17 protein-coding genes are annotated in these 23748 nt (G+C 68.8%); 5 read left to right on the top strand and 12 right to left on the bottom strand.

Features of this window, described 5'->3' with window-relative positions; genetic code table 11:
- Nucleotides 1–3: 3 nt before the first annotated feature.
- The 4 genes from MQE23_RS11305 (at nucleotide 4) to MQE23_RS11320 (ending at nucleotide 6436) form a co-directional block, all read left to right on the top strand.
- On the top strand, nucleotides 4–1221 hold the full coding sequence (locus tag MQE23_RS11305; RefSeq protein ID WP_020273947.1) for an acetyl-CoA C-acyltransferase: 1218 nt from the start codon (nucleotides 4–6) through the stop codon (nucleotides 1219–1221).
- The gene (locus MQE23_RS11310) at nucleotides 1218–3347 is read left to right on the top strand and encodes a 3-hydroxyacyl-CoA dehydrogenase NAD-binding domain-containing protein (RefSeq protein ID WP_243379073.1); all 2130 of its coding nucleotides are present in this window, start codon (nucleotides 1218–1220) and stop codon (nucleotides 3345–3347) included. Before MQE23_RS11305 ends, MQE23_RS11310 begins: the two co-directional genes overlap by 4 nt.
- A gap of 162 nt (nucleotides 3348–3509) precedes the next feature.
- Nucleotides 3510–4952 (top strand): cellulose binding domain-containing protein, encoded by a 1443-nt coding sequence (locus tag MQE23_RS11315; RefSeq protein ID WP_243379074.1) that lies wholly within the window; start codon nucleotides 3510–3512, stop codon nucleotides 4950–4952.
- Between the two features lie 59 nt (nucleotides 4953–5011).
- The gene (locus tag MQE23_RS11320) at nucleotides 5012–6436 is read left to right on the top strand and encodes a polysaccharide deacetylase family protein (protein ID WP_243379076.1); all 1425 of its coding nucleotides are present in this window, start codon (nucleotides 5012–5014) and stop codon (nucleotides 6434–6436) included.
- Between the two features lie 82 nt (nucleotides 6437–6518).
- Here MQE23_RS11320 and MQE23_RS11325 read toward each other — a convergent pair whose 3' ends face one another.
- The 3 genes from MQE23_RS11325 to MQE23_RS11335 form a co-directional block, all read right to left on the bottom strand.
- Complete coding sequence (locus tag MQE23_RS11325) at nucleotides 6519–8264, bottom strand: glycosyltransferase (protein ID WP_020273951.1); 1746 nt, start codon at nucleotides 8262–8264, stop codon at nucleotides 6519–6521.
- Entirely contained in the window at nucleotides 8261–9532 is a 1272-nt protein-coding gene (locus MQE23_RS11330) for a nucleotide sugar dehydrogenase (RefSeq protein WP_037670404.1), read from the bottom strand. Before MQE23_RS11330 ends, MQE23_RS11325 begins: the two co-directional genes overlap by 4 nt.
- A gap of 208 nt (nucleotides 9533–9740) precedes the next feature.
- Nucleotides 9741–10757 carry a hypothetical protein gene (locus tag MQE23_RS11335; protein WP_020273953.1) on the bottom strand — a complete coding sequence of 339 codons (1017 nt, stop codon included), beginning with the start codon at nucleotides 10755–10757 and terminating at the stop codon, nucleotides 9741–9743.
- A gap of 82 nt (nucleotides 10758–10839) precedes the next feature.
- Between MQE23_RS11335 and MQE23_RS11340 the strand changes: the two genes are divergently transcribed.
- Nucleotides 10840–11217, top strand: coding sequence for a hypothetical protein (locus MQE23_RS11340; protein WP_020273954.1), 378 nt, complete (start codon nucleotides 10840–10842; stop codon nucleotides 11215–11217).
- A 227-nt stretch (nucleotides 11218–11444) separates the two neighbouring features.
- Here the strand turns inward: MQE23_RS11340 and MQE23_RS11345 are convergent, their stop codons facing one another.
- The 9 genes from MQE23_RS11345 to ngcE form a co-directional block, all read right to left on the bottom strand.
- Entirely contained in the window at nucleotides 11445–12944 is a 1500-nt protein-coding gene (locus tag MQE23_RS11345; RefSeq protein ID WP_037670406.1) for an amino acid permease, read from the bottom strand.
- A 136-nt stretch (nucleotides 12945–13080) separates the two neighbouring features.
- Nucleotides 13081–15012, bottom strand: coding sequence for a 1-deoxy-D-xylulose-5-phosphate synthase (gene dxs / locus MQE23_RS11350; protein WP_243379077.1), 1932 nt, complete (start codon nucleotides 15010–15012; stop codon nucleotides 13081–13083).
- A gap of 180 nt (nucleotides 15013–15192) precedes the next feature.
- Nucleotides 15193–16494, bottom strand: coding sequence for a xylose ABC transporter permease (locus tag MQE23_RS11355; protein ID WP_020273957.1), 1302 nt, complete (start codon nucleotides 16492–16494; stop codon nucleotides 15193–15195).
- A complete protein-coding gene (locus MQE23_RS11360) occupies nucleotides 16491–17282 on the bottom strand; it encodes an ATP-binding cassette domain-containing protein (protein ID WP_037670408.1) in 792 nt (263 codons plus the stop codon). The genes MQE23_RS11355 and MQE23_RS11360 overlap by 4 nt, the downstream gene beginning before the upstream one ends.
- Nucleotides 17283–17469: 187 nt before the next feature.
- On the bottom strand, nucleotides 17470–18570 hold the full coding sequence (locus MQE23_RS11365; RefSeq protein WP_037670258.1) for a sugar ABC transporter substrate-binding protein: 1101 nt from the start codon (nucleotides 18568–18570) through the stop codon (nucleotides 17470–17472).
- A gap of 133 nt (nucleotides 18571–18703) precedes the next feature.
- Nucleotides 18704–19915 (bottom strand): ROK family transcriptional regulator, encoded by a 1212-nt coding sequence (locus MQE23_RS11370; protein WP_037670264.1) that lies wholly within the window; start codon nucleotides 19913–19915, stop codon nucleotides 18704–18706.
- A gap of 464 nt (nucleotides 19916–20379) precedes the next feature.
- The gene (locus tag MQE23_RS11375; protein WP_020273749.1) at nucleotides 20380–21303 is read right to left on the bottom strand and encodes a carbohydrate ABC transporter permease; all 924 of its coding nucleotides are present in this window, start codon (nucleotides 21301–21303) and stop codon (nucleotides 20380–20382) included.
- Nucleotides 21303–22229, bottom strand: a complete 927-nt coding sequence (locus MQE23_RS11380) for a sugar ABC transporter permease (protein ID WP_037670256.1) — start codon at nucleotides 22227–22229, stop codon at nucleotides 21303–21305. The genes MQE23_RS11375 and MQE23_RS11380 overlap by 1 nt, the downstream gene beginning before the upstream one ends.
- A 42-nt stretch (nucleotides 22230–22271) precedes the next feature.
- Entirely contained in the window at nucleotides 22272–23726 is a 1455-nt protein-coding gene (gene ngcE / locus MQE23_RS11385; protein WP_020273747.1) for an N-acetylglucosamine/diacetylchitobiose ABC transporter substrate-binding protein, read from the bottom strand.
- Nucleotides 23727–23748: the final 22 nt, after the last annotated feature.

The raw sequence follows: 23748 nt of genomic DNA on the forward strand, positions 1-23748 counted from the left end.
ATCGTGCCTCGTACCGTCAGGGACGTCGTCTTCGTAGACGGCGTCCGCACCCCGTTCGGCAAGGCGGGCCCGAAGGGCATCTACCACGAGACCCGTGCCGACGACCTCGTCGTGAAGGCGATCCGGGAGCTGCTGCGCCGCAACCCCGGCCTCGACCCGAAGAAGATCGACGAGGTCGCCATCGCCGCGACCACGCAGATCGGCGACCAGGGCCTCACCATCGGCCGTACCGCGGGGATCCTCGCCGGTCTGCCGCAGTCCGTCCCCGGTTACTCGATCGACCGCATGTGCGCGGGCGCCCTGACGGCCGTGACCACGGTCGCCGGTTCCGTCGCCTTCGGTGCCTACGACGTCGCCATCGCCGGCGGTGTCGAGCACATGGGCCGCCACCCCATGGGCGAGGGCGTGGACCCGAACCCGCGGTTCGTCAGCGAGAAGCTGGTCGACGAGTCGGCCCTGTTCATGGGCATGACCGCGGAGAACCTGCACGACCGTTACCCGCAGATCACCAAGCTGCGCGCCGACGAGTACGCCGTGCGCTCCCAGGAGAAGGCCGCCAAGGCGTACGCCAACGGCAAGATCCAGGCCGACCTGGTGCCGGTCTCGGTGCGCCGCACCAACGCGGAGGCCGGTGAGACGGGCTGGGGCCTGGTCACCGCCGACGAGCCGATGCGCCCGGGCACGACCCTGGAGAACCTCCAGGGCCTCAAGACCCCGTTCCGCGTCCACGGCCGGGTCACCGCCGGTAACGCTGCCGGTCTGAACGACGGCGCCACCGCCTCGGTCATCGCCTCCGAGGAGTTCGCGCGGGAGAACGACCTCCCCGTGAAGATGCGCCTGGTCTCCTACTCCTTCGCGGGCGTCGAGCCGGAGGTCATGGGCTACGGCCCGATCCCGGCGACGGAGAAGGCGCTGGCCCAGGCCGGCCTGTCGATCTCCGACATCGGCCTGTTCGAGATCAACGAGGCCTTCGCCGTCCAGGTCCTGGCCTTCCTCGACCACTACGGCATCGCCGACGACGACGAGCGCGTCAACCAGTACGGTGGCGCCATCGCCTTCGGCCACCCGCTGGCCTCCTCCGGCGTCCGTCTGATGACGCAGCTGGCCCGCCAGTTCGAGGAGCAGCCGCACGTCCGCTACGGCCTGACGACCATGTGCGTCGGCTTCGGCATGGGCGCGACGGTCATCTGGGAGAACCCGCACTTCGAGGGGGACAAGTGAGCACCACCGCCGAGCTTCTGAAGCAGGCTTCCGAGCTGTTCCCGGACGAGGTCGTCACGCAGGCGCACGTACGCCACTTCGACCTCCCGTCGGGTGCCGGGCGCTTCGCCCTGATCACCCTGGACAACGGCCTGGACCACACCAAGCCGACCACCTTCGGCCCAGCCTCGCTGGCGAACCTGAACGCCGCGATCGACCAGGTCGAGAAGGAGGCCGCGGACGGCGAGATCGTCGGCGCCGGCATCACCGGCAAGCCGTTCATCTTCGCGGTCGGCGCCGACCTCAAGGGCGTGGAGATCCTCAAGGAGTACGAGCACGCGCTCGCCATCGGCAAGGGCGGCCACGAGGTCTTCAAGCGGCTGTCCAAGCTGGCCGTGCCGACCTTCGCGTACTACAACGGCGCCGCGATGGGCGGTGGCGTCGAGGTCGGTCTGCACTGCACCTACCGGACCGTCTCCGCGGCCCTCCCGGCGTTCTCGCTCCCCGAGGTCTTCCTCGGCCTGGTCCCGGGCTGGGGCGGCTGCACGCTGCTGCCGAACCTGATCGGCGCCGACAAGGCCGTCTCGGTGATCATCGAGAACAGCCTCAACCAGAACAAGCAGCTCAAGGGCAAGCAGGTCTACGAGCTCGGGATCGCCGACGCGCTCTTCGAGGGTGCGGACTTCCTGGAGCAGTCGCTGATCTGGACCGCGTCCGTCCTCAAGGGCGAGATCGAGGTCGAGCGCCCGGTGATCGACCGCGGCGAGGGCTGGGACCAGGCCGTCGCCAAGGGCCGTTTCATCGCGGACTCCAAGGTGCACGGCGCCGCCCCGGCCGCCTACCGCGCGCTGGACATCATCGCCGCCGCCAAGAACGGCGACCTCCAGCAGGGCTACGACGCCGAGGACAAGGCGCTCGCCGACCTGATCATGGGCGGTGAGCTGCGCTCCGGCATCTACGCCTTCAACCTGGTGCAGAAGCGCGGCAAGCGCCCGGCGGGTGCCCCGGACAAGAACCTGGCCCGTCCGGTCACCAAGGTCGGTGTCGTCGGCGCCGGCCTGATGGCCAGCCAGCTCGCGCTGCTGTTCCTGCGCCGCCTCGAGGTACCGGTCGTCCTGACCGACATCGACCAGGAGCGCGTCGACAAGGGTGTGGGCTATGTCCACGCCGAGATCGACAAGCTGCTCGGCAAGGGCCGTATCAACCAGGACAAGGCCAACCGCCTCAAGGCGCTGGTGTCCGGTGTGCTGGACAAGGCCGAGGGCTTCGCGGACGCGGACTTCATCATCGAGGCCGTGTTCGAGGAGATGGGCGTCAAGCAGAAGGTGTTCGCGGAGGTCGAGGCGGTCGCCCCGGCGCACGCGATCCTGGCCACCAACACCTCCTCGCTGTCGGTGTCGGAGATGGCGTCGAAGCTGAAGAACCCCGAGCGGGTCGTCGGCTTCCACTTCTTCAACCCGGTCGCCGTGCTGCCGCTGCTGGAGATCGTCCGCGGCGAGCAGACCGACGAGGCCTCCCTGGCCACGGCGTTCGGTGTCGCCAAGAAGCTGAAGAAGACCGCGGTGCTGGTGAAGGACGCCCCGGCGTTCGTCGTGAACCGCATCCTGACCCGCTTCATGGGCGAGATCCAGAACGTCATCGACGAGGGCACCCCGGTCGAGGTGGCCGAGAAGGCCGTCGAGCCGCTGGGCCTGCCGATGTCGCCGCTGGTCCTGCTGGAGCTGGTCGGCCCGGCGATCGGCCTGCACGTCTCCGAGACGCTCAACAAGGCGTTCCCGGACCGCTTCACGGTCTCCCCGAACCTCAAGGCGGTCGTCGAGGCGGGCAAGCGCGGCTTCTACGTCTACGACAGCGGCAAGCCCGAGCTGGACCCGGAGGTCGCCGCGCTGCTGAAGCAGGGCGACAGCGTCCTGACGGAGGAGCAGGTGCGCACGCGCGTGCTCGACGCGGTGGCGCAGGAGATCGGGCTCATGCTCGACGAGGGCGTCGTCGCCGAGGCGCAGGACATCGACCTGTGCCTGATCACGGGCGCCGGCTGGCCGTTCCACCTGGGCGGCATCACGCCGTACCTGGACCGCGAGGGCGTCTCCGAGCGGGTCAACGGCAAGAGGTTCCTGGCGCAGGGCGTGGCGAGCGTCCCCGCGTAACGCGTAACCCCTGAGGGGGGTGGGGCGTACGGTAACGATCCGGACGCCCCGCCCCCCTTCTGCATACCGTCACAGATAGGATCCTCACACAATCTGACCATTGTTTACCGTGCCCTGACGGTCTCCACCGGAGACCACCGGGTGTCCTCGAAGGAGTCGTTCGTGGCGTCCTCCCGCCGCCGCCCACCCGGACGCCGGGTCTGGCCCAAGATCAGGCTCCTGCTCCTGGTGGCGGTGGTCGCCGCCGGCGGCACGGCGCTGTATCCCGTGTGGAAGGCGGCGAATCCGGACCCGCCCGAGCTCAAGGTCCGCTACCGGACCGACACCCCGGCGACCGCGACGGCCGCCAAGCCATCGCTGGAGGTCTTCAACGACACGGAGAAGCCACTGCCGTTGAGCGATGTGACGCTCCGGTACTGGTTCACCGCCGACGGCGCCGCCTCCTATACCTTCAACTGCGTCAACGCCGCCTTCGGCTGCTCGAACGTCGCCGGCCGGATCGTCGCGATGGACAAGGCCACCGACAGCGCCGACCACTACTTGGAGGTCAGATTCACGGCCGGCGCGGGCAGCCTCGAGCCCGGCGCCAACAGCAAGGGCATCGACCTCCAGCTCTTCCGCACCGACCACAAGCAGTTGAAGCAGTCCGACGACCGCTCCTTCGACGCCGAGATGACGTCGTACAAGGAGGCGGAGAAGGTCACCGCCTACAAGCGGGGCGTCCTCGCCTGGGGCGAGGAGCCGGACGGCACCGAGGCCAGTGCCGAGAAGAAGGCCTCGGCTCAGGCCGCCGCGCCCGACCCGCTGCCGGCTCCCCCGGCCGGGGTGCTGTTCGACGACTTCACGTACCTGGGTGCCAAGGACCCGGCCCTGTTCAAGCACGGCTGGCTGGTCCGCACCAGCAAGGGCGGCCCCGGCATCGAGAGCACCTGGTCGGCGGACGGCGTCACCTTCCCCGCCGCCGAGGGCGCCCACGAGGACGGCCAGGTGCTCAACCTGCGCGCCAGCACGGACGGCACCAGGGCCGGGACGAAGCAGGCTAGCCTCGGCACGGCCGCGAGCAAGTTCCGCGACGGCACCTACGCGGCCCGGATCCACTTCAGCGACGGGCCGGCCACCGGAGACCCCGGCGACCACGTCAACCAGACCTTCTACACCATCGGCGGCACGGGCTCGAAGTACAGCGAGCTGGACAACGAGTACATGCCGAACGGCGGCTGGGGCCGTCCCGGTCCCAAGCTCGACACCGTGACCTGGTTCGACCACAAGACGAACGACCGGGTCTACGAGACCACGAACAAGAGCCTCGCCGCCTGGCACACCGTGCTGATCAGGGTGAAGGACGGCGTGGTCGCCTACTGGCTCGACGGCAAGAAGCTCTTCCTCAGCAACGGGAAGTACGCCCCGCGCGCGGACATGTCCGTGAACTTCAACCACTGGTTCATCGATCTGCCCTTCAAGGGAAACCGTGCTTGGGACATGAAGGTGGACTGGCTCTACTACAACGCGAACGAGACCCTGTCGGCGAAGCAAGTGCAGTCCGCTGTCGACGGCTTCACCGACGAGGGCATGAACTACTTCGACACGGTTCGGGAGTCCCGGTGAGCAAAAGGCGGTCCGGCGCCCACAGGCACGCTGCACAGGCAACGGAGGACAAGCCGGTGGTGAGCAGGCGCTCCGCGCTGCTGATGGGCGGTACAGGAGGCGTCGCCATGGCAGGCGGCGGCGCGTGGCTGGGCAAGGTGGTGGCGCAGCCCGCCGCCGCGCCGGCCGCCGAGGGAGCCATCGGAGGCCTCGCCACGCCTCCCCTCTACGCCCCCTCCGGCCGCCGACCCAAGTACCGCCGGGCCGGCTGGTCCCAGCAGTTCCAGGCGTCCCACGGCTGGACGCCCGGGGGTGCGGGCACCGCGTCGGCCGAGGCGAACGACAAGTCCGTCTTCGTGCGCGGCACCCAGTCGGTCCGGGTGACCACGAACGGCAGCGGCAAGCAGTCCTACGTCCGCAAGACCGGCATGCCAGCGGTGAGCCTGACCGGCAAGATGATCCGGCTCGTCTTCCGCGTCGACGACGTGACGAACCTGGCCAAGCTCGTCTTCTACCTGGGCAGCGGCTCCCTCGCGAACCACTTCGCCTGGACCTTGCACACCCACTCCAAGACGTCGGCCAACTACGTCCAGTCCGGGGAGTGGGTGACGGTCCACCTCCAGTGGGCGGACGTCAACGCGGCGGCCGGCACGTATTCCATCGGCGCCGACGGCAAGCCGTCCACGAAGACCGGCTTCACCGACATGTCGTTCGCCGTGTACGACAACGCCGGCGGCCCGGTGACGTACCGGCTCCAGGCCGTGGAGCTGATACCGGACACGGTCTCGGTCTTCCCCAAGGGCGTCGTCTCCATCACCTTCGACGACTCACACAAGTCGATCCACGACCTGGCCCGCCCGGTCATGGACCGCTACGGCTTCCCGGGCACGGTCTACAACATCGCCGACGCCATCGGCACCGGCAGCTTCCTGACGCTCAACCAGATGCGTTCGATGCAGGACTTCTCCGGCTGGGAGATGGCGGGCCACTCGTACGCGAACGCCGTCCACACGGCGAGCTATCCCAAGCTCACCGCCGAGGAGGCCGACGCCGACTTCCGGAAGCTGCGCGAGTGGCTGGTGTCCAACGGCTTCACCAGCGAGCACTTCGCGTATCCGCACGGCGCGTTCCAGAAGACGACCGACGGAGTCCCGGTCGACCAGATCGCGAGCCGGCATTTCACCACGGCCCGGTCGATCATCTCCGAGACGATCGAGTCGTTCGCGCCGGCGATGCCGTACCGTCTCAAGGCGCTGACCGGCATCAACGACGGCACCGGCATCGGCGGTACGGCACTGTCGAAGCTGACCGGCGCGGGCGGCCGGCTCGACCGGTGCGTGAACAGCGGTGACTGGCTGATCCTCTGTCTGCACAAGGTCACCGAGGGCGCCCCCGCGACGAGCACCGAGATCGGCAAGGCGGGCCTGGAGACGCTGATGAAGGCGATCGACGACCGGGACATCCCGGTGCTGACGGTCGAGGAGGCGATGGCCTCGTACACCTGAGGCCCGGACGCACCAGACCGGACACATGAGAGAGGGGCGGCCCCCCGGCCGCCCTCTCTCATGCCCGTCCGACGGAGGCGGCCTACCAGCCGCCCTGGCCGTTCCCCTGCTGCCAGGAAGGGTCCTGGTACGGGTACGCGCCCTGCTGGGGCTCGTGGCCATGTCCCGGGTACTGCTGCTGGTACTGGTCGGGGTAGCCGTCATACCCGCCCTGCCACTGCTGATGGCCGGCCGGTTCCGGTGTCCCCCAGCTCACGCGCTGCTGCGGGGCCGCCGCGTGCTGCTCCTCGTCGTAACCGGGGATCGGCTGCGGCTGGGCCGGGATGCCGCCGGACGGGCGGGGCCGGGTGCGCAGGGCCACGCCCTCCAGACGCATCAGCTGGAGCGTCTCGGTGACCTTCTTGTCGGAGTACGGGTCCTCTTCCTCGAAGATCTCCGTCACATCGGACTCGTGGTCACCGGCCACGGACACCTCGACACCGCCCTGGCGGGTGCCCCAGCTGCCCTTGTGCAGGGTGAACAGGGCGTAGAAGCGCAGCGGGGTGAGCAGGGTCAGCTGGATCACGCCGTAGATCGGGGCGAGCAGGAACATGCCGAACCGCTTGACGAAGCCCATGCCGCGGCGCGGGAAGTCGAGGTAGCGCACATTGCGCAGGTAGCCCATCAGGACCATGAAGACCAGGTAGTCACCGATGTGGTTGACGAACTGCTCGGGCTTGATGATGGGCAGGATGACCATCGAGTAGAACATCGCCGAGCCGAAGACCAGCCACAGCGCGAGTTCCATGCAGGTCAGCCAGAAGGCGGGCCGGTACTTCTTCTGGTGCCGGAAGGCCCACAGCGACTCGCGGAAGAAGGACTTGTTCCAGCGGACCTGCTGGCGCAGGAAGTGCGGCAGTTTCTCGGGGACGGCGGTGTAGCCGACGGCCGTCTCCTGGAAGACGACCTGGCCTTCCATCAGGCAGTAGTTGGTCATGCGGCGGTCGTCGCCGAAGACGGCCGGCTTGCCCAGGAACTGCTGGTTGAGGAAGTCCGGCAGGTACTTGCGCACCAGCGTGCCGCGGTAGGCGGAGAGCGCGCCGCAGCAGCACAGGACCGACTTCAGCCGCGAGTAGGCGGCCCGCTCGAAGAGGAACGAGTTGCCGTAGCGCAGGTCCTGCAGGCGCGTGAAGATGTTGCTGTCGTGGTTGAGCGCCAGCACCATGCCGGTGGAGGCCATGATCTTCTCGTCGGCCAGCGGCAGCAGCAGTTCGCGCACGGTGTCCCGGGACAGCACGGTGTCCGAGTCGACGCAGAGGAAGATGTCCGAGTACGGCGCGGCCTCGAAGCCCAGCGCCAGCGCCTCGCGCTTGCCCTTGTTCTCGGGCTGGACGCTGACGGTGTACTTGACGCCCTTGGCCTCGAACTCGCGGCGCATCTTCTTGGCCGCGCGGATGCCGGAGTCGTCGGCGCTGGCGTCGTCGATGATGTGGATCTCGTTGGGCAGGCGGCTCTGCGCGAGGAGGCTGCGCATGCCCTGCTCGAACATCACCGGGTCCTCGTTGTAGATCGGGATGACCGCGGTGACCCAGGCGTTCTCCAGGTACTCCAGCTCCTCCCGCCCGGCCTTGGCCGGACGGTAGAAGAGCGCGCCGAACATCTTCAGGGCGAGCAGGCCCATGGCACCCATCGAGTACAGGTGCAGGGACCCGGCGTCGAGCCGGGTGGCGATCAGCGCGGCCAGGCCCAGGAAGACGAAGTACGAGACCTTCAGGTGCCGCCGTTTGCGGTGCGCGCGGCGGCCGCCGGAGTCGACGGCCCCGGGTATGTACGTGTCTTCGGTTGTCACAGCTTGACCACCCGCGGGTGGTCGGCGGACTTGCCCCGGGTGTCGAAGAGTGTGCGGGCCCGGTCGGCGAGCACGTCCAGGTCGATCTCGCGGTGCGGCTGGAGCAGGATGGTGAGGTCGGCGGCCTCGGCGGCGGCGAGATAGTCCTCGGCACGCTCGACGGGGGCGCCACCGACGCGCCAGTCCTCGACCCGCGGGTCGAAGTAGACGAGTTCGGCGCCGCGCGCGAGGAGGTTCTCCGCGACGGCCAGCGCCGGGCTCTCGCGCTGGTCGGAGATGTCCGGCTTGTAGGTCACGCCGAGCAGCAGGACGCGCGAGCCGCGCACGGCCTTGCCCTGGTCGTTGAGCAGATCGGCGGCCCGGTTGACGACGTGCACGGGCATCCGCTGGTTGATCTCCTGCGCCAGCTCCACGAACCGGAACGGAATGCCCAGCGAACGGACCTTGTACGACAGGTAGTTGGGGTCGATCGGGATGCAGTGCCCGCCGACGCCGGGGCCGGGGTAGAAGGGCGCGAACCCGAACGGCTTCGTGGACGCGCACCGGATCGCGTCCCACAGGTCGACACCGATCTCACGGCAGAACATCGACATCTCGTTGACGAGCGCGATGTTGACGTGCCGGTAGGTGTTCTCCAGCAGCTTGGCCATCTCGGCCTCGCGGGTGCCCTTGGCCTCGACGACCCGGTTCACGAAACGCTCGTAGAGGGCGCGGGCGGCCTTGGTGCAGTCGGCCGTGACGCCGCCGACGACCTTGGGCGTGTTCTCCAGCCCGAAGGAGGCGTTGCCCGGGTCGATGCGCTCCGGGGAGAAGGCGAGGTGGAAGTCGGCGCCGACGCGCAGCCCACCGGCCTCCAGCCGGGGCCTGACGACCTCGTCGGTGGTCCCCGGGTACGTCGTCGACTCCAGCACCACGAGCGTGCCGGCCCGCAGATGGGCGGCGATGTCGTCCACGGCCGCGTGCACCGCGCCGAGGTCCGGAGCACCGTGGTCGGTGAGCGGCGTCGGCACGCACACCACGACCGCGGCGGCATCCGCGATGACCCCGGCGCGGTCGGTGGCCTCGAAGCCCCGCTCCAGCATGGCGCGCACATCGGAGTCGGTGATGTCGTCCACGTGCGAACGGCCGGCGTTCAGCCCGTCGACCACCCGTCGGCTGCGGTCGAGACCGACCACCTTGAGGCCGGCGGCAGCCGCGGACCTGGCCAACGGCAGCCCCACGTAACCGAGTCCGACAACCACAAGATCCACCGCGGAGGATCTGCTCACGACATCATTCCCCAACCCCGTTGCCGCGGCCCCGGCCAGACGCAGCGGCAACCGGCCCCCCAGCAAATCGAACAGTGCGAGGAGGCTAACAAAACCTTCACTTTATGACCATGTTCACCCGAGGTGCGTCTCGTCACGCACACATCCCTACAACCCTTGTCACACTTCGAGTGTCCGGAGCGACGGGAGCCTCAGAAGGAACGGGGTGTCAGATCTCCCGCCAGGCCTCAAGCGCGAGCCCCGGCTCGTCCTTGCGGCGGGTGAGGAACAGCTTCCCGGTCGACGGCGAGAGGGAGGCCGCGACGACCTCGTCGTGCTCGTCGAGCGCCAGCGACACGGCGGCGTCGGCAGGCAGCTGGGGTCCGGACTCGGTCCACCAGGCCCCGGCGGACTCCTGTTCGGTCGGATAGGCGGCGAACGCGACCCGGCCACTGGAGGACCGCTGGGCGAGCACGGTGACGTCGTGCCCCTCGATCTCACAGCGCACGGCGGACACGGGACCCGGCCCCGCGGAGGCGATGAGCGTCACCGGCTTCTCCCCCGGGCGCCAGGCGCACAGGTCGCCGGAGACGTCCGTGAAGAAGAGGGTGGTGTGCTCGGCGGACGTGGCGATCGCCCGGAGGGTCCCCGGACGCGCGGGCACGTCGGCCCCCTCTCCCCGCACCGGGGTCCGGCCCGGCTCCTCCTGCCGCCAGTGCAGAATCCCGCCGCCCGCACTCGCATACACCTCGACCAGCCCCGACTCCCCCGTGACGGCGGCCAACTCCCCCTCCACGTCATGCCCCTCGAGGTCCTGCCAGGGCCCCCAGCCGCCCTTCTCCTTCTGGTTGCGCAGGCTCACTCCGCCGCCCTTGTTACGGACGAAGACATAGCCACGCCCCTGGGCGTCGACGGCGACGGCCGGCTCGCCCGTCCGGTCGCCCTTCTTGTCGGGATGCCCGATCGGAACCCAGTCCAGGGGCGCGAGCCGGGGCCGGAAGTGCGTGGAGTGCACGAGGCCCGACTCGCCCGGCACGGTGGGCCGCCAGGCGGCCAGATGGGCGTAGCCGTCGGCACCCTGGCCGACCGCGACGCCCGGGTGCAGCTTCTGGGTGCCGCCGACGGTTCGGGGGGCGTCCCAGGAGCCGGCGGGGCCGCGTTCCGCACGGCACAGGACGGCGTCGCCGGAGGGCAGGTAGACGGTGAGGCGGCCGTCGCGGCCGCGGATGAGCCAGTCGCCGTTCACCGGTTCACCTTACGCGGACGGGACGCGTTGACGACCCGCCCGCCCCCTGCCCGGCCGGGATCCGCCGTGCGACCCTGACCACATGAACAGCAACGCTCCCCTGCTTGTCGTCGTCGACGCCGCGAATGTCGTCGGGTCGGTGCCGGACGGTTGGTGGCGGGACCGGAAGGGGGCGGCGGAGCGGTTGCGGGACCGGTTGGCGTCGGACGGGGTGCCGGGGGTGGCTGCCGCCGGGGCGGTGGAGATCGTGCTCGTGGTGGAGGGGGCGGCGCGCCGGGTGGAGTCCGTGGCGGGGGTGCGGGTGGAGTCGGCGCCGGGCAGTGGGGACGACCACATCGTGGAGGTGGTCGCGTCGGCCGGTGACCGTTCCGTACTGGTGATCACGGCGGACCGGGAGCTGCGGAGGCGGGTCGGGGAGCTGGGGGCGGAGGTGGCGGGGCCAAGGTCGGTACGGCCGTAGGGGCGGGGGGACGCTCAACCCGGTGCTGCAGCGGCTGCCCGGGTCGGGCGGACCCGCAACCCGGCGGAGCGGGGTGCCGCTGCGCCCACCCGTGCCGCCTGGGGGCACCTCCAGGCCCTAAAGGCACTGGGGGAGGCACGACTGCCCGCAGCTAGGGCAACCACGACGCGCCCGCACCCCCCGGCGCGGCCCCGACCCACCACCCGGCGTCAGGCGCAGGGGGCGCGCTAGAGCGCCTCCTCCGGCTTGGTTGCCTCTCCCCTCGCGAGGCGGCTGTGTGTGCGGCCGTAGAGGAAGTACACGACGAACCCGGCGGCCATCCAGATGCCGAACCGCACCCACGTCTCCGCCGGCAGGTTGATCATCAGCCACAGTGAGGCGCACACCGACAGGATCGGGATGACCGGCACCCACGGCGTGCGGAACGCCCGGTGCAGGTCGGGGCGGGTCCTGCGGAGGACGAGCACACCGATGGCGACGACCACGAAGGCGAACAGCGTGCCGATGTTCACCAGCGCGGCGAGCTCCGTCAGCGGAGTGAAGCCGGCCAGGATCGCGATGATCACGCCGAGCAGGATGGTCGGCCGGTGCGGGGTCCTGAACCGCGGGTGGACGTGCGAGAAGAACCGCGGCAGCAGCCCGTCACGGCTCATCGCGAAGAACACGCGGGTCTGACCGAGCAAGAGGATCATGCACACCGTCGTCAGACCGACCGCGGCGCCGAAGCTGATGAACCCCGCGTACCAGGGATGCCCGGTGGCCTTGAACGCGTCGGCGAGCGGCGCGTCGACGGACAGCCGGCTGTAGTGCTGCATGCCGGTCACGACGATCGACACGGCGACGTACAGGGCCGTGCAGATGAGCAGCGAGCCGAGAATGCCGCGCGGCATGTCGCGCTGCGGATTCCGGGTCTCCTCCGCCGCCGTGGCCACGACGTCGAAGCCGATGAAGGCGAAGAACACGACGGAGGCGGCGGTGAAGATGCCCATCACGCCGAAGTTGGAGGGCGCCCAGCCGAACATGAGCTGGATCAGCGGGGAGTCGAGACTCGACCCGGCCTCCACCGGCTTCTCCTTCGGGATGAACGGGTCGTAGTTCTCACCCTTGATGAGGAACGCCCCCGCGATGATCACGACGAGGACGACCGTCACCTTGATGGCGACGACGAGCGACGTGATCCGCGCGGACAGCTTCATGCCGAGTACGAGGATGAAGGTGAGGACGAGGACGAGCGCGGCGGCGAGGATGTCGAAGCCGAAGACGTCGGCACCCTCTCTGCTGCCCAGGGCCGCGGGCATCTCCCAGCCCGCGTTGTCCATGAGCGACTGGATGTAGCCCGACCAGCCGACGGCCACCACCGCCGTACCGAGCGCGAACTCCAGCACCAGGTCCCAGCCGATGATCCAGGCGGGCAGCTCACCGAGGGAGGCGTACGAGAACGTGTAGGCGGACCCGGCGACCGGGACCGTCGACGCGAACTCGGCGTAACAGAGCGCGGCCAGCGCGCACGCGACGCCGGCCGCGACGAACGCCAGGGCCGTCGCGGGCCCGGCGTTGTTCTTCGCGACTGTTCCGGTGAGGACGAAGATGCCAGTGCCGATGATCACGCCGACGCCGAAGACGGTCAGATCCAGCGCGGACAAGGACTTCTTGAGCGCGTGCTCTGGCTCCTCGGTGTCGAGGATGGACTGCTCGACCTTCTTCGTCCGGAAGAGGGTGCTGCTCACGGGGTACCTCCCACGCTTGTCGTCCTCGACATGATCGAGAGGGGGCACCATCCGTATGCCCCGGCACGGACGCATTCACGCCAATGGGCCGGTTCCACCACCCTTCACGGTGGCGGAACCGGCCCATTCGGCGGCGTCAGTCGCGCGCGGGTTCCACGGAGTCGACGGCGTCGGCCGCGGAGCGTTCGTACCGGCCGTCCAGCCTGGCGACCAGCCCGGTCACCTGGCGGGCGATGTCCGGCGCGGTGAGGCCGATCTCGGCCATGACCTCGGCGCGCGAGGCGTGGTCGAGGAAGCGCGGCGGGATGCCGAAGTCGCGCAGCGGCACGTCGACGCCCGCGTCCCGCAGCGCCTGCGCGATCGCCGAACCGACACCACCGACCCGGCTGTTGTCCTCGACGGTGACGACCACGCGGTGCCGCTCCGCGAGCGGGGCCATGGCCTCGTCGACGGGTTTGACCCAGCGCGGGTCGACGACGGTGGCGGAGATGCCCTGCCTGTCGAGCAGCCCGGCGATCTCCAGGCACATCGGCGCGAGGGCACCGACGGAGACCAGCAGCACATCGGGCCGGTCGGTGCCGGGCTCGCGCAGCACGTCCATGCCGCCGACGCGGCCCACGGCGGGGACGGCGGGACCGACGGCGCCCTTGGAGAAGCGGACCACGGTCGGCGCGTCGTCGACGGCCACGGCCTCCCGCAACTGGGCGCGGACCTGGTCGGCGTCACGCGGCGCGGCCAACCGCAGCCCCGGCACGACCTGGAGGATCGACATGTCCCACATGCCGTTGTGGGACGCCCCGTCGGTGCCGGTGACACCGGCCCGGTCCAGGACGAAGGTCACCCCGCACTTGTGCAGGGCCACGTCCATCAGCACCTGGTCGAAGGCGCGGTTGAGGAAGGTCGCGTACACCGCGAACACCGGGTGCACCCCGCCCGTCGCCAGGCCCGCGGCGGACACGGCGCCGTGCTGCTCGGCGATGCCGACGTCGTAGACCCGCTCGGGGAAGCGCTTGGCGAACTTGTCCAGGCCCACCGGCTGGAGCATGGCGGCGGTGATGGCGACGATGTCCTCGCGCTCCTCGCCGAGCTTGACCATCTCCTCGCCGAACACGGAGGTCCAGTCGGCGCCGGAGGAGGCGATCGGCAGGCCCGTGTCGGGGTGGATCTTGCCGACGGCGTGGAAGCGGTCGGCCTCGTCCTGGAGGGCGGGCTGGTAGCCGCGGCCCTTCTCGGTGAGGCAGTGCACGATGACGGGGCCGCCGAACCGCTTGGCCCGCGCGAGGGCGGATTCAAGGGCCTCCAGGTCGTGCCCGTCGATCGGGCCGACGTACTTCAGGCCGAGGTCCTCGAACATGCCCTGCGGGGCGATGAAGTCCTTCAGGCCCTTCTTGGCGCTGTGCAGGGTGTCGTAGAGCGGCCGGCCGACGACGGGGGTGCGCTCCAGAACCTCCTTGGTGCGGGCGAGGAACCGCTCGTAGCCGTCCGTCGTGCGCAGCGTCGCGAGGTGGTTGGCGAGACCGCCGATCGTCGGCGCGTAGGACCGCTCGTTGTCGTTGACGACGATGACGAGGGGCCGGTCCTTGGCGTCGGCGATGTTGTTCAGCGCCTCCCAGGCCATGCCGCCGGTCAGCGCGCCGTCACCGATCACGGCGACGACGTGGCTGTCGCGCTCGAGGAGCTCGTTGGCCTTGGCGATGCCGTCGGCCCAGCCGAGGACCGTCGAGGCGTGCGAGTTCTCGATGATGTCGTGCTCGGACTCGGCCTGCGAGGGGTAGCCGGACAGGCCGCCCTTCATCTTCAGCTTCGAGAAGTCCTGACGGCCGGTGAGCAGCTTGTGCACGTAGGACTGGTGGCCGGTGTCCCAGAGCACCTTGTCCTTGGGCGATTCGAAGACCCGGTGCAGGGCGATGGTGAGCTCCACCACGCCGAGGTTGGGGCCGAGGTGACCGCCGGTCTTGGAGACCGCTTCGACAAGGAAGGTCCGGATCTCCTCCGCCAGCTGGTTCAGCTCTTCCAGGCTGAGCCGGTCCAGATCGCGCGGTCCCCTGATACGGGTCAGCAGCGGCACCCGTGCCTCCTTGCAGTAGAGCTGTTGCCGGGCTTGTCGAGTCTAATGTTCCGCCTTCGCGGGCGGCGCCGAGGCCATGCGTCGTACGTCACGCGTTCGGCTGTACCCAAGTTGTGCCACACCTACGACATGACTGTGCCCGGCACCTGGCGGTGCCGGGCACAGTCATGTTCCTCGGAGCTACGCGCGCCCCGCGGTCTTCTGCGTCTTGCGCGTCACCGCGTCGATCACGACCGTGGCCAACAGCACACCACCCGTGATCATGTACTGCACCGGAGAGGCGATGCCCTCCAGAGCGAGCCCGTACTGGATCGACACGATCACCAGCACACCGAGCAGCGCGTTCCACGTCCGTCCACGGCCGCCGAACAGCGACGTACCGCCGATCACCGCGGCCGCGATCGCGTTCATCAGCAGGTCACCTCCACCGGCGCCCTGGTTCGCCGCGGCGATCTTCGACGCGATGAACAGACCGCCGACCGCCGCGAACGTCCCGGAGATCGCGAAGACCGAGATCCGGACCATCTCCACGTTGATACCGGCCCGGCGCGACGCCTCGACGCTGCCGCCGAGTGCGAACACCTTCCGCCCGTACGCCGTGCGCCGCAGTACGAAGTCCGTGACCAGCAGCACCACGATGAAGATCACCACGGCCAGCGGCAGGCCCTTGTACTGGTTGAAGACGATGGCGACGGCGAACGCGACGACCGCCAGCAGCACCGTCCGCACGATGGTCTCGCTCAGCGGCCGCGACGGCACCCCGGCGGCCTCACGGCGCCGGTTGCCGAGGAAGGAGCTGAGGAAGAACCCGGCGGTCACCACGGCGGCCAGGCCGTACGCGGCGGCCACGTCCGAGAAGTAGTAACTGGTCAGCTGGGCCACGACCCCGTCCGGGTCGAGGTTGATCGTGCCGTTGTCACCCAGGATCTGGAGCATGAAGCCGTTCCAGAACAGCAGTCCGGCCAGGGTGACGGCGAACGCCGGGACGCCGATCTTCGCGAAGAAGAAGCCGTGCAGCGCGCCGGCGACGGTGCCGGTGACGATGGCCAGCACGAAGGCGAGCCACTCGTTCATGCCGTTGGTGACGTTCAGCACGGCGAAGCTCGCGCCCGCCACACCGCTGACCGAGCCGACCGACAGGTCGATCTCGCCCAGCAGCAGCACGAACACGATACCGACGGCGATCATGCCCGTGCCGACCATGGCAACGGACATGTCGGACAGGTTGCCCGCGGTGAGGAAGTTGGAGTTCAGGCTCGTGAAGATGAGCCAGATGATCGCCAGACCGATGACGACCGGGATGGAGCCCAGGTCACCGGACTTCATCTTCCGCTTGAACTCGGTGACGTAGCCGGCGAGACCCTGCTCGCGCACCAGCAGCCGGGGGTCGACGACCGTGACGGCGGCCTTGGCCGCCTCGGGGTTCTCCACGACGTGGTCCTCGGGGGCTCCCGTGGCCGCGGAGGTCTTGTCGATGCTCACTTGGAAACCTCCCCGTTCGTGCGCGCCGCACGGCGGGTCACGGCGTTGTCGGTGGCGCCGGTGATGGCGGAGATGATCTCTTCCTGCGAGGTCGACTTGACCTCGAAGACGCCGTTGTTGCGCCCGAGGCGCAGCACGGCGACCTTGTCCGCGACGGCCTTCACATCGGCCATGTTGTGGCTGATGAGGATCACGGCGTGGCCGCGCTCGCGCAGCCGCTCGACCAGGTCGAGGACCTGCGCGGTCTGCTCGACGCCGAGGGCGGCGGTGGGCTCGTCGAGGATGACCAGCTTGGGCTCGCCGAGCATGGACCGGGCGATGGCCACGGTCTGGCGCTGGCCGCCGGACAGCGAGGCGATCGGGATGCGCACGCTGGGGATGCGGATCGACAGCGTGTCGAGGAGCTCGCGGGAGCGGCGCTCCATCTCCACCTCGTCCAGGACACCGCGCTTGCGGATCTCCCGGCCCAGGTAGAGGTTGCCGACGACGTCGATGTTGTCGCACAGCGCGAGGTCCTGGTAGACGGTCGCGATGCCCAGATGCTGGGCGTCGTGCGGCTTGTTGATCTGGACGGACCTGCCGTCCCATTCGATGACGCCCTCATCGATGGGGTGCACGCCGGCGATCGTCTTGACCAGCGTGGACTTTCCGGCGCCGTTGTCGCCGACCAGGGCGACCACCTCACCGGCGTGGACCTCAAGCTCTACGTCGGTGAGCGCCTGTACGGCACCGAACCGCTTGGAGACCCCGCGCAACGCCAGCACGGGCGTAGCGGACACGTGAACCATCTCCTTCGCCGCCTGACCCGGCGGGAGGTTGTGCAGAAGTGTGGGAGGAGTGATCACTCCGGCGCCCCGCAGAGCTTGCGGGGCTGATGTGGCGGGGCGCCGGAGGAACTCGGGGCAGCGGGTCCCGTACGGGGGTAACGGGAGCCCGGTCCGGACTCCCGTGCCCCTCCGGGGACTTGGTGGCTGCTTACTTGAGACCGATCTTGTCGCAGGCGGCCTTGTACTTGCCGCTGCAGATCTCGCTCACGGTGTAGATGCCGTCCTTGATGACGGTGTCGTTGATGTTGTCCTTGGTCAGCGAGACGACCGGGACCAGGACGGAGGGGATGGCCTTGGTGGTCGGGCTGTCGACCTTGTCCTTGGCGATCGAGTCGAGCGACTTGCCCTGGGCGAGGGCGACGGCCATCTCGGCCGCGACGTCCGCCTCCTGCGGGTAGGGCTTGTAGACGCTCATGTACTGCTCACCGGTGACGATGCGCTGCACGCCGGAGAGTTCGGCGTCCTGGCCGGTGACCGGGATGTCGGCGATGCCGGCGGCCTTCAGGGCGGTGATGATGCCGCCCGCCATGCCGTCGTTGGCGGAGTAGACGCCGACGATCTTGTCCTTGCCGAGGGCGGAGATGGCGCCCTCCATGTTGGCGTTGGCGTTCTCCGGCTTCCACTCCTTGGTGTCGTACTCGCGGCCGATCTTCACCTTGCCGTCGAGGACGGAGTGCGCGCCCTTCTTGAACTGGGCGGCGTTCGGGTCGGTGGACGACCCGTTCATCATGACGATCTGGCCGTCCTTGGCCTTGGAGCCCAGGGCCTTCAGCAGGGCCTCGCCCTGGGTCTTGCCGACGGTCTCGTTGTCGAACGAGGTGTAGGCGTCGATCGGGCCCTCGGCCAGGCGGTCGTAGGCGACGACGGGGATGCCGGCGTCCTTGGCCTTCTTCACCGAGCCGGCGATGGCCTTGGAGTCCACCGCGTCCACGATCAGCACGTCGACCTTGTTGGTCACCATCGTGTCGACCTGCTGGTTCTGCGTGCTGGCGTCCTGCTTGGCGTTGGCGTAGACGACCTCGCCCTTGCCGTTGGTGAGTTCCTTGACCTTCTTCTGGATCAGCGGCCGGTCGAACTTCTCGTAACGAGCGGTCGCGTTCTCCGGAAGGAGCAGGCCGACCTTGATGGCGTCGCCCTTCTTGGCGGACCCCGTGGAGTCGGCGTTGTCGCCGGACTCCTTGGCGCTGCCACAGGCAGCAAGCGAAACGGCCATCGCACCGGCGGCAATCGCAACAGCGGCGCGACGCATACGCGTGTTCACTTCAGAAACCTCCCTGACGAGGCCGCGACATTGCGGCCGAGGTGGCTGGAAGTCAACTCGGCCACACGTGCGACGTCAAGAAGTAAATCCTTAACGAGATGGCAACGGTGCCATCCGTTCTCTAAGTGAAGGCAGGGGTCGCCGCCTGCAGGGCCCCGACGGCGGTCCCGTCCAAAAGTGTTGAATCGCCCATCTCGCTGAGGGCCAGTGCGAGCGCTCCGAGCACCTCCGCACGGCCGCCGAGTGCCCCGGGGAGAACGGACAGCTGGCGTGCCGCACTGGGGATGGCGTAGCGGCCCACGGACTCCCGGATCGGCCCGAGCACCAGCTCACCGGCCTCGGCGAGATCACCGCCGAGGACCACCCGGCTCGGGTTCAGCAGGTTGCAGAGATTGGCGACTCCACTGCCGATGTGGCGGCCGACGTCGGCGATCACCCGACGGCAGCCCGGGTCTCCGTCCCGCGCGAGCCGTACGACGCCTTCCATCGTCAGGTCGGTGCCGTGGCTGGACTGGAGGAGCGGGAGCACGTAGCGCGCGGCCGCGAAGGTCTCCAGGCAGCCGCGGTTTCCGCAGCGGCAGACGGGGCCGGATTCGTCGAGTGTAATATGTCCGATTTCTCCTGCGGTACCGCCCGGGCCGCGGTAGATCTTGCCGTTGATCACCAGGCCCGCGCCGACACCGCTGGCGACCTTGATGTACGCCAGGTCGCGCACGCCGCGGCCGCTGCCCCAGACCATCTCGCCGAGGGCGCCGAGGTTGGCGTCGTTGTCCACGTGCACGGGTACGCCGAGCCGCTCGCGCAGCTCCTCGGCGGGCTTGGTGCCCGTCCAGCCGGGGAGGATGGCGGTCGAGCCGAGGGTGCCGGACTCGACGTCGATGGGGCCGGGCACGCCGAGGCCGACGCCGGCGATCTTGGACCGGTCGACTCCGGTGGCCTCGATCAGCCGGCTGACCAGCTGTTCCGCCCGGTCGAAGCCCTGGGTCGACGAGGCGTCGACGTCGAGGGGCTCGGACTCCTCGGCCAGGACCTGGTGGGCGAGGTTGCCGATGGCGACGCGGAGGTGGGTGTGGCCGAAGTCGACCCCTATGACGATACCGGCGTCCCCGCTGAGGGACACGCTGCGGGCCCTGCGGCCGCCCGCCGAGGTGGGTGTGACCTCGACGGTGCCGCCTTCCTTCAACTCCCGGACGATGTTGGACACCGTCGCGGCGGACAGGCCCGTCGTCCGCGCGATCTCGGCCTGGGTGAGGGAGCCCGCCAGGCGCACGGCTCGTACGACCCGCTCCAGGTTGGCTCGGTGCAGCGACGACTGCGACCCCGGAGTCTCCACGACGACCTCCTGCGCGCGGGGCCGCTTCGATGAGACCCCGTCCATGTCCAACTAGTGAACTCTAAGCTGAGCCGTTCGGGTTGCCTCCCGTCAAGAGGTTGAGCTGATTCCTCGGTGTGCGCGTGTGGTCGCGCAGGGCTACGGGTGCCCGCTTGCGCCTTCGCGGTGGTGGTGGGTCGGGGCCGCGCCGGGGGGTGTCCGTCCTCGGAACGGCGCGATGGGGTCGGACGCCGACTGACTCTCCGTTGACGCGCCGACCGCTGCGGGCGGACACCCCCCGACACGTCCCCTTCCGTGCGTCGGCGGGCGCGGGCGCGTCGTGGTTGCCCTAGCTGCGGGCAGTCGTGCCTCCCCCAGTGCCTCAAGGGCCTGGGAGGTGCCCCCAGGCGGCACGGGAGGGCGCAGCGGCACCCCGCTCCGCCGGGCTGCGGACCCACCCCGCCCCGGGCAGCCGCCGGCAGTGGTTACTTCAGCGCCCCCGCCGTCAAGCCCTGCACCACCTGTCGCTGGAAGATGATGTACGCCGCCAGGACCGGGAGCATGGCCATCACCAGGCCCGCGAAGAGACCCGACCAGTCGCCCTTGTAGCCCTGGCTGACCGCCAGCTGCACGAGGCCCTGGGTGAGGACGCGCTTGTCGGGGTCGGTGTTCAGGACCGTGGGGAGCATGTACTGGTTCCACTGGCCCAGGAAGTTGAAGATGCCGACGCTGACCAGGCCCGGCTTGGCCATGGGGAGCATGATCTGGAAGAACGTACGGCTGTGGGAGGCGCCGTCTACGAAGGCCGCCTCGGCGATCGAGGTCGGCAGGGTGCGGAAGAACGCCGTCAGGAAGAAGACCGTGAAAGGCAGCGAGTAGGCGATGTAGACGAGGATCAGGCCGTGGATGGTGTTCAGCAGGCCCATGTTGTTCACGACGTAGAACAGCGGGACCAGCGCCAGCATGATCGGGAAGCTCATGCCGCCGATGAACAGGTAGTAGATGAAGCGGTTGCCCGGGAAGTCGAAACGGGCCAGGACGTAGGCCGCCATGGAGCCGAGGACGAGCGTGCCGATGAGGGAACCGCCGACCACGAGGACCGTGTTGAGGAAGTAGTCGCTCATGTTGGCCTCGGTCCACGCCCGCGACCAGTTGTCGAAGTGCAGCGTGTCCGGCAGCGACCAGGGGGAGGAGAAGATCGAGCGGTCGTCCTTGAAGGACGTCATGACCGCCCACAGCAGCGGCATGACCACCATGACCGCCCAGATGACGAGGATGCCGTGGGAGAAGGCGTTGAGGACCGTGCCTTCCTTCTTCTCCTTCGGGCGCGGGCCCGGCGGGGCGTCGACCTTGGTGACGGGCGCACCGGACTCGGCCGGCACGGGCGCGGGGGTCTGTGTCGTCTTCATCAGTACTCCAGCCGCTCGCGACGGCCCAGCCGCATCACCACGGCGGCGAAGGCCAGCGTGACGACGAGCAGGGCGACACCGATGGTGGTGGCGTAGGCGGCCTGCCCGTCACGGAACGCCTTCTGGTACACGTACAGGACCATGACGGTGGTCGAGTAGTCGGGACCGCCCGGCCCGGTCGTCATGATCTGCACGACCGCGAACGACTCGGCGCCCAGGGCGAGGATGCCCATGTAGACCCAGCCCGACTGCACGGTGTCCCAGAGCAGGGGCAGGGTGATGCGGAAGAACGTGGTGAAGCGGCTCGCGCCGTCCAGCAGCGCCGCCTCGTACATCTCCGCCGGGATGGACGCCATGCCGGCGGAGAAGAGGACCACGAAGAAGCCGACCGTGGACCAGACGAGGACCGCCATCACGGCCCACAGCGCCAGGTCGGGGTCGCCGAGCCACAGGGGCTGGACGTCGCCGAGTCCGATGCCGCGCAGGACCGAGTTGATCGCGCCGCTGTCCGGGTTGTACGCGAACGCGAACAGCAGCGCGACGATGGCGATCGAGAGGACCTGCGGGAAGAAGTAGACGATTTTGTAGAAGGAGGAGCCGCGGACGCCGGAGACGACCGGGCCGTTCTTCCTCTTTCTGCCGCCCACGTTGATCATGAAGGCGAAGAACAGCGCGAGGCCGATCGTCACCACCGGCAGCAGGAGGGCGAACAGCAGGCTGTGCTGCAACGACTTCCAGAAGATCTCGTCGTCGAGCAGCCGGCTGTAGTTGTCGAAACCGACCATCTTGAATTCGGGGCTCAGGCCGGTCCAGTCCGTGAACGAGTAGTAGATGGACTGGATGAACGGCCAGACCACGAAGAGCGCGTACAGTCCCAGGGGCAGCGCGAGGAAGCCCACGATGAACCGGTACTTGCCGTGCTGCATCGCCACTCCGGTGCCGTTGCGGAAATTGGGTTTCCGGTGCTGTTACTGGTGCTTGTAGTGCTTGATGGAGTCGTCCTTGGCGGCCTCGTCGGCGAAGCCCTGGATTTTCTTGATGGCCTCGGCGGGGGTGAGGCGGCCGGCCATCATCTCGCCGAGGCCGGAGACGCCGATCTTCTCCTTCTGCAACTGCACGTACCAGTCCTGAAGGCGGGGGTTCACCACGTTCTCGCCGGCCTTGTCCAGCGCCGCGACGCCCGACTTCAGCCCCGGGGTGAGGGCGATGCCGTCGGTGCCGCCGTTGTACGCGGTCAGCGACTTCACCTTGCTGGTGAAGTTCTTCGAGGAGGCCTCACTGAGCATGATGCGCAGCTGCTCCATGCCGCCCTCGGCGTTCTTCGCCTTCGCCGGGACGATGAAGGGCTCGCCGCCGGAGGCCCAGATGGTGCCGAAGGGCATCTTGTCGGAGGAGTCGAGGCCGGTGGGCGCGGAGACGGCCAGGTCGAAGTCCTTCGGGATGACCTTCGCCGACTCGTTCTCCACCCAGGAGCCGTTCGGGATGAACAGCGCCTTGCCCTCGGCCCAGGCGGTCTGGGACTGGATGTGGTCCAGGCCCGGGGTGCCCTTGAGGACGTAGCCCTTCTTGTAGAGCTCGTAGTACGCGTCGAAGCAGGCCTTGACGGCCGGGTGCTTCCAGGCGTTCGGCTCCAGGTTGTCGATGGCGTCGAGGACTTCGCGGCCGCCGACCTTGCCGATCATCGGGTAGAGCGAGAAGGGCAGGTAGTAGGGGTATTTGCCCGCGTATGTCCAGCCCGCCATGCCCTTCTTCTTGGCCTTCTCGCAGACCGCGAGCATCTGGTCCCAGGTCTCGGGGTACTGCTCGTCGAGCGAGTCCAGGGCCTTCTGCGAGTACCAGACGCCGTAGACCGTGTAGGCGTAGTAGAGGATCCAGACCTTCTCGCCGTCGAACTGGCCCATCTCGACGATGCCGGGGCGCAGCGTGTCGCGGACCTTCTTGTTCGGGTCGTCGTAGGAGGGCGCGTCCAGCAGCGGGGTGAGGTCGGTGAGCTGGTTCTTGCCGACGAGGACGCCCATGTCCATCTGCTCGGCGCCGGAGTTGTCGATGAGGTCCGGCGGGGTGCCCTGGTTGAAGCGGGGCTGGAGGGTGGACTGGATCTTCTGGGTGGCGGAGAACTTCACCTTCACCTTGGGGAAGTTCTTCTCGTAGATCTTCACGGCGTCCTCGGCGTACTCCTTGCCGAAGCCGCCGTCGAACAGGACGAATTCCATGCCCGCGGTGTCGTTGACGCCGAGCGGGTTCTTCGCGGTCTTCTTGCCGGCCTTGGCCTTGTCCCCGCTGTCGTCGCCGCCGCTGCTGGCGCAGGCGGACAGGAAGCTCATCGTGGGAACGGAGATCAGCCCGAGCGCGGCGGACCTTTTGATCAGATCACGGCGGCCGACACCCTCGGTGCCGTGGTTCTCGGCGGAAGTGGATCCCATGCTCAAGTCCTCGCCTTCTCCA

The organism is Streptomyces sp. HP-A2021, from assembly GCF_022807935.1.
Taxonomy (GTDB): Bacteria; Actinomycetota; Actinomycetes; order Streptomycetales; family Streptomycetaceae; genus Streptomyces; species Streptomyces afghaniensis.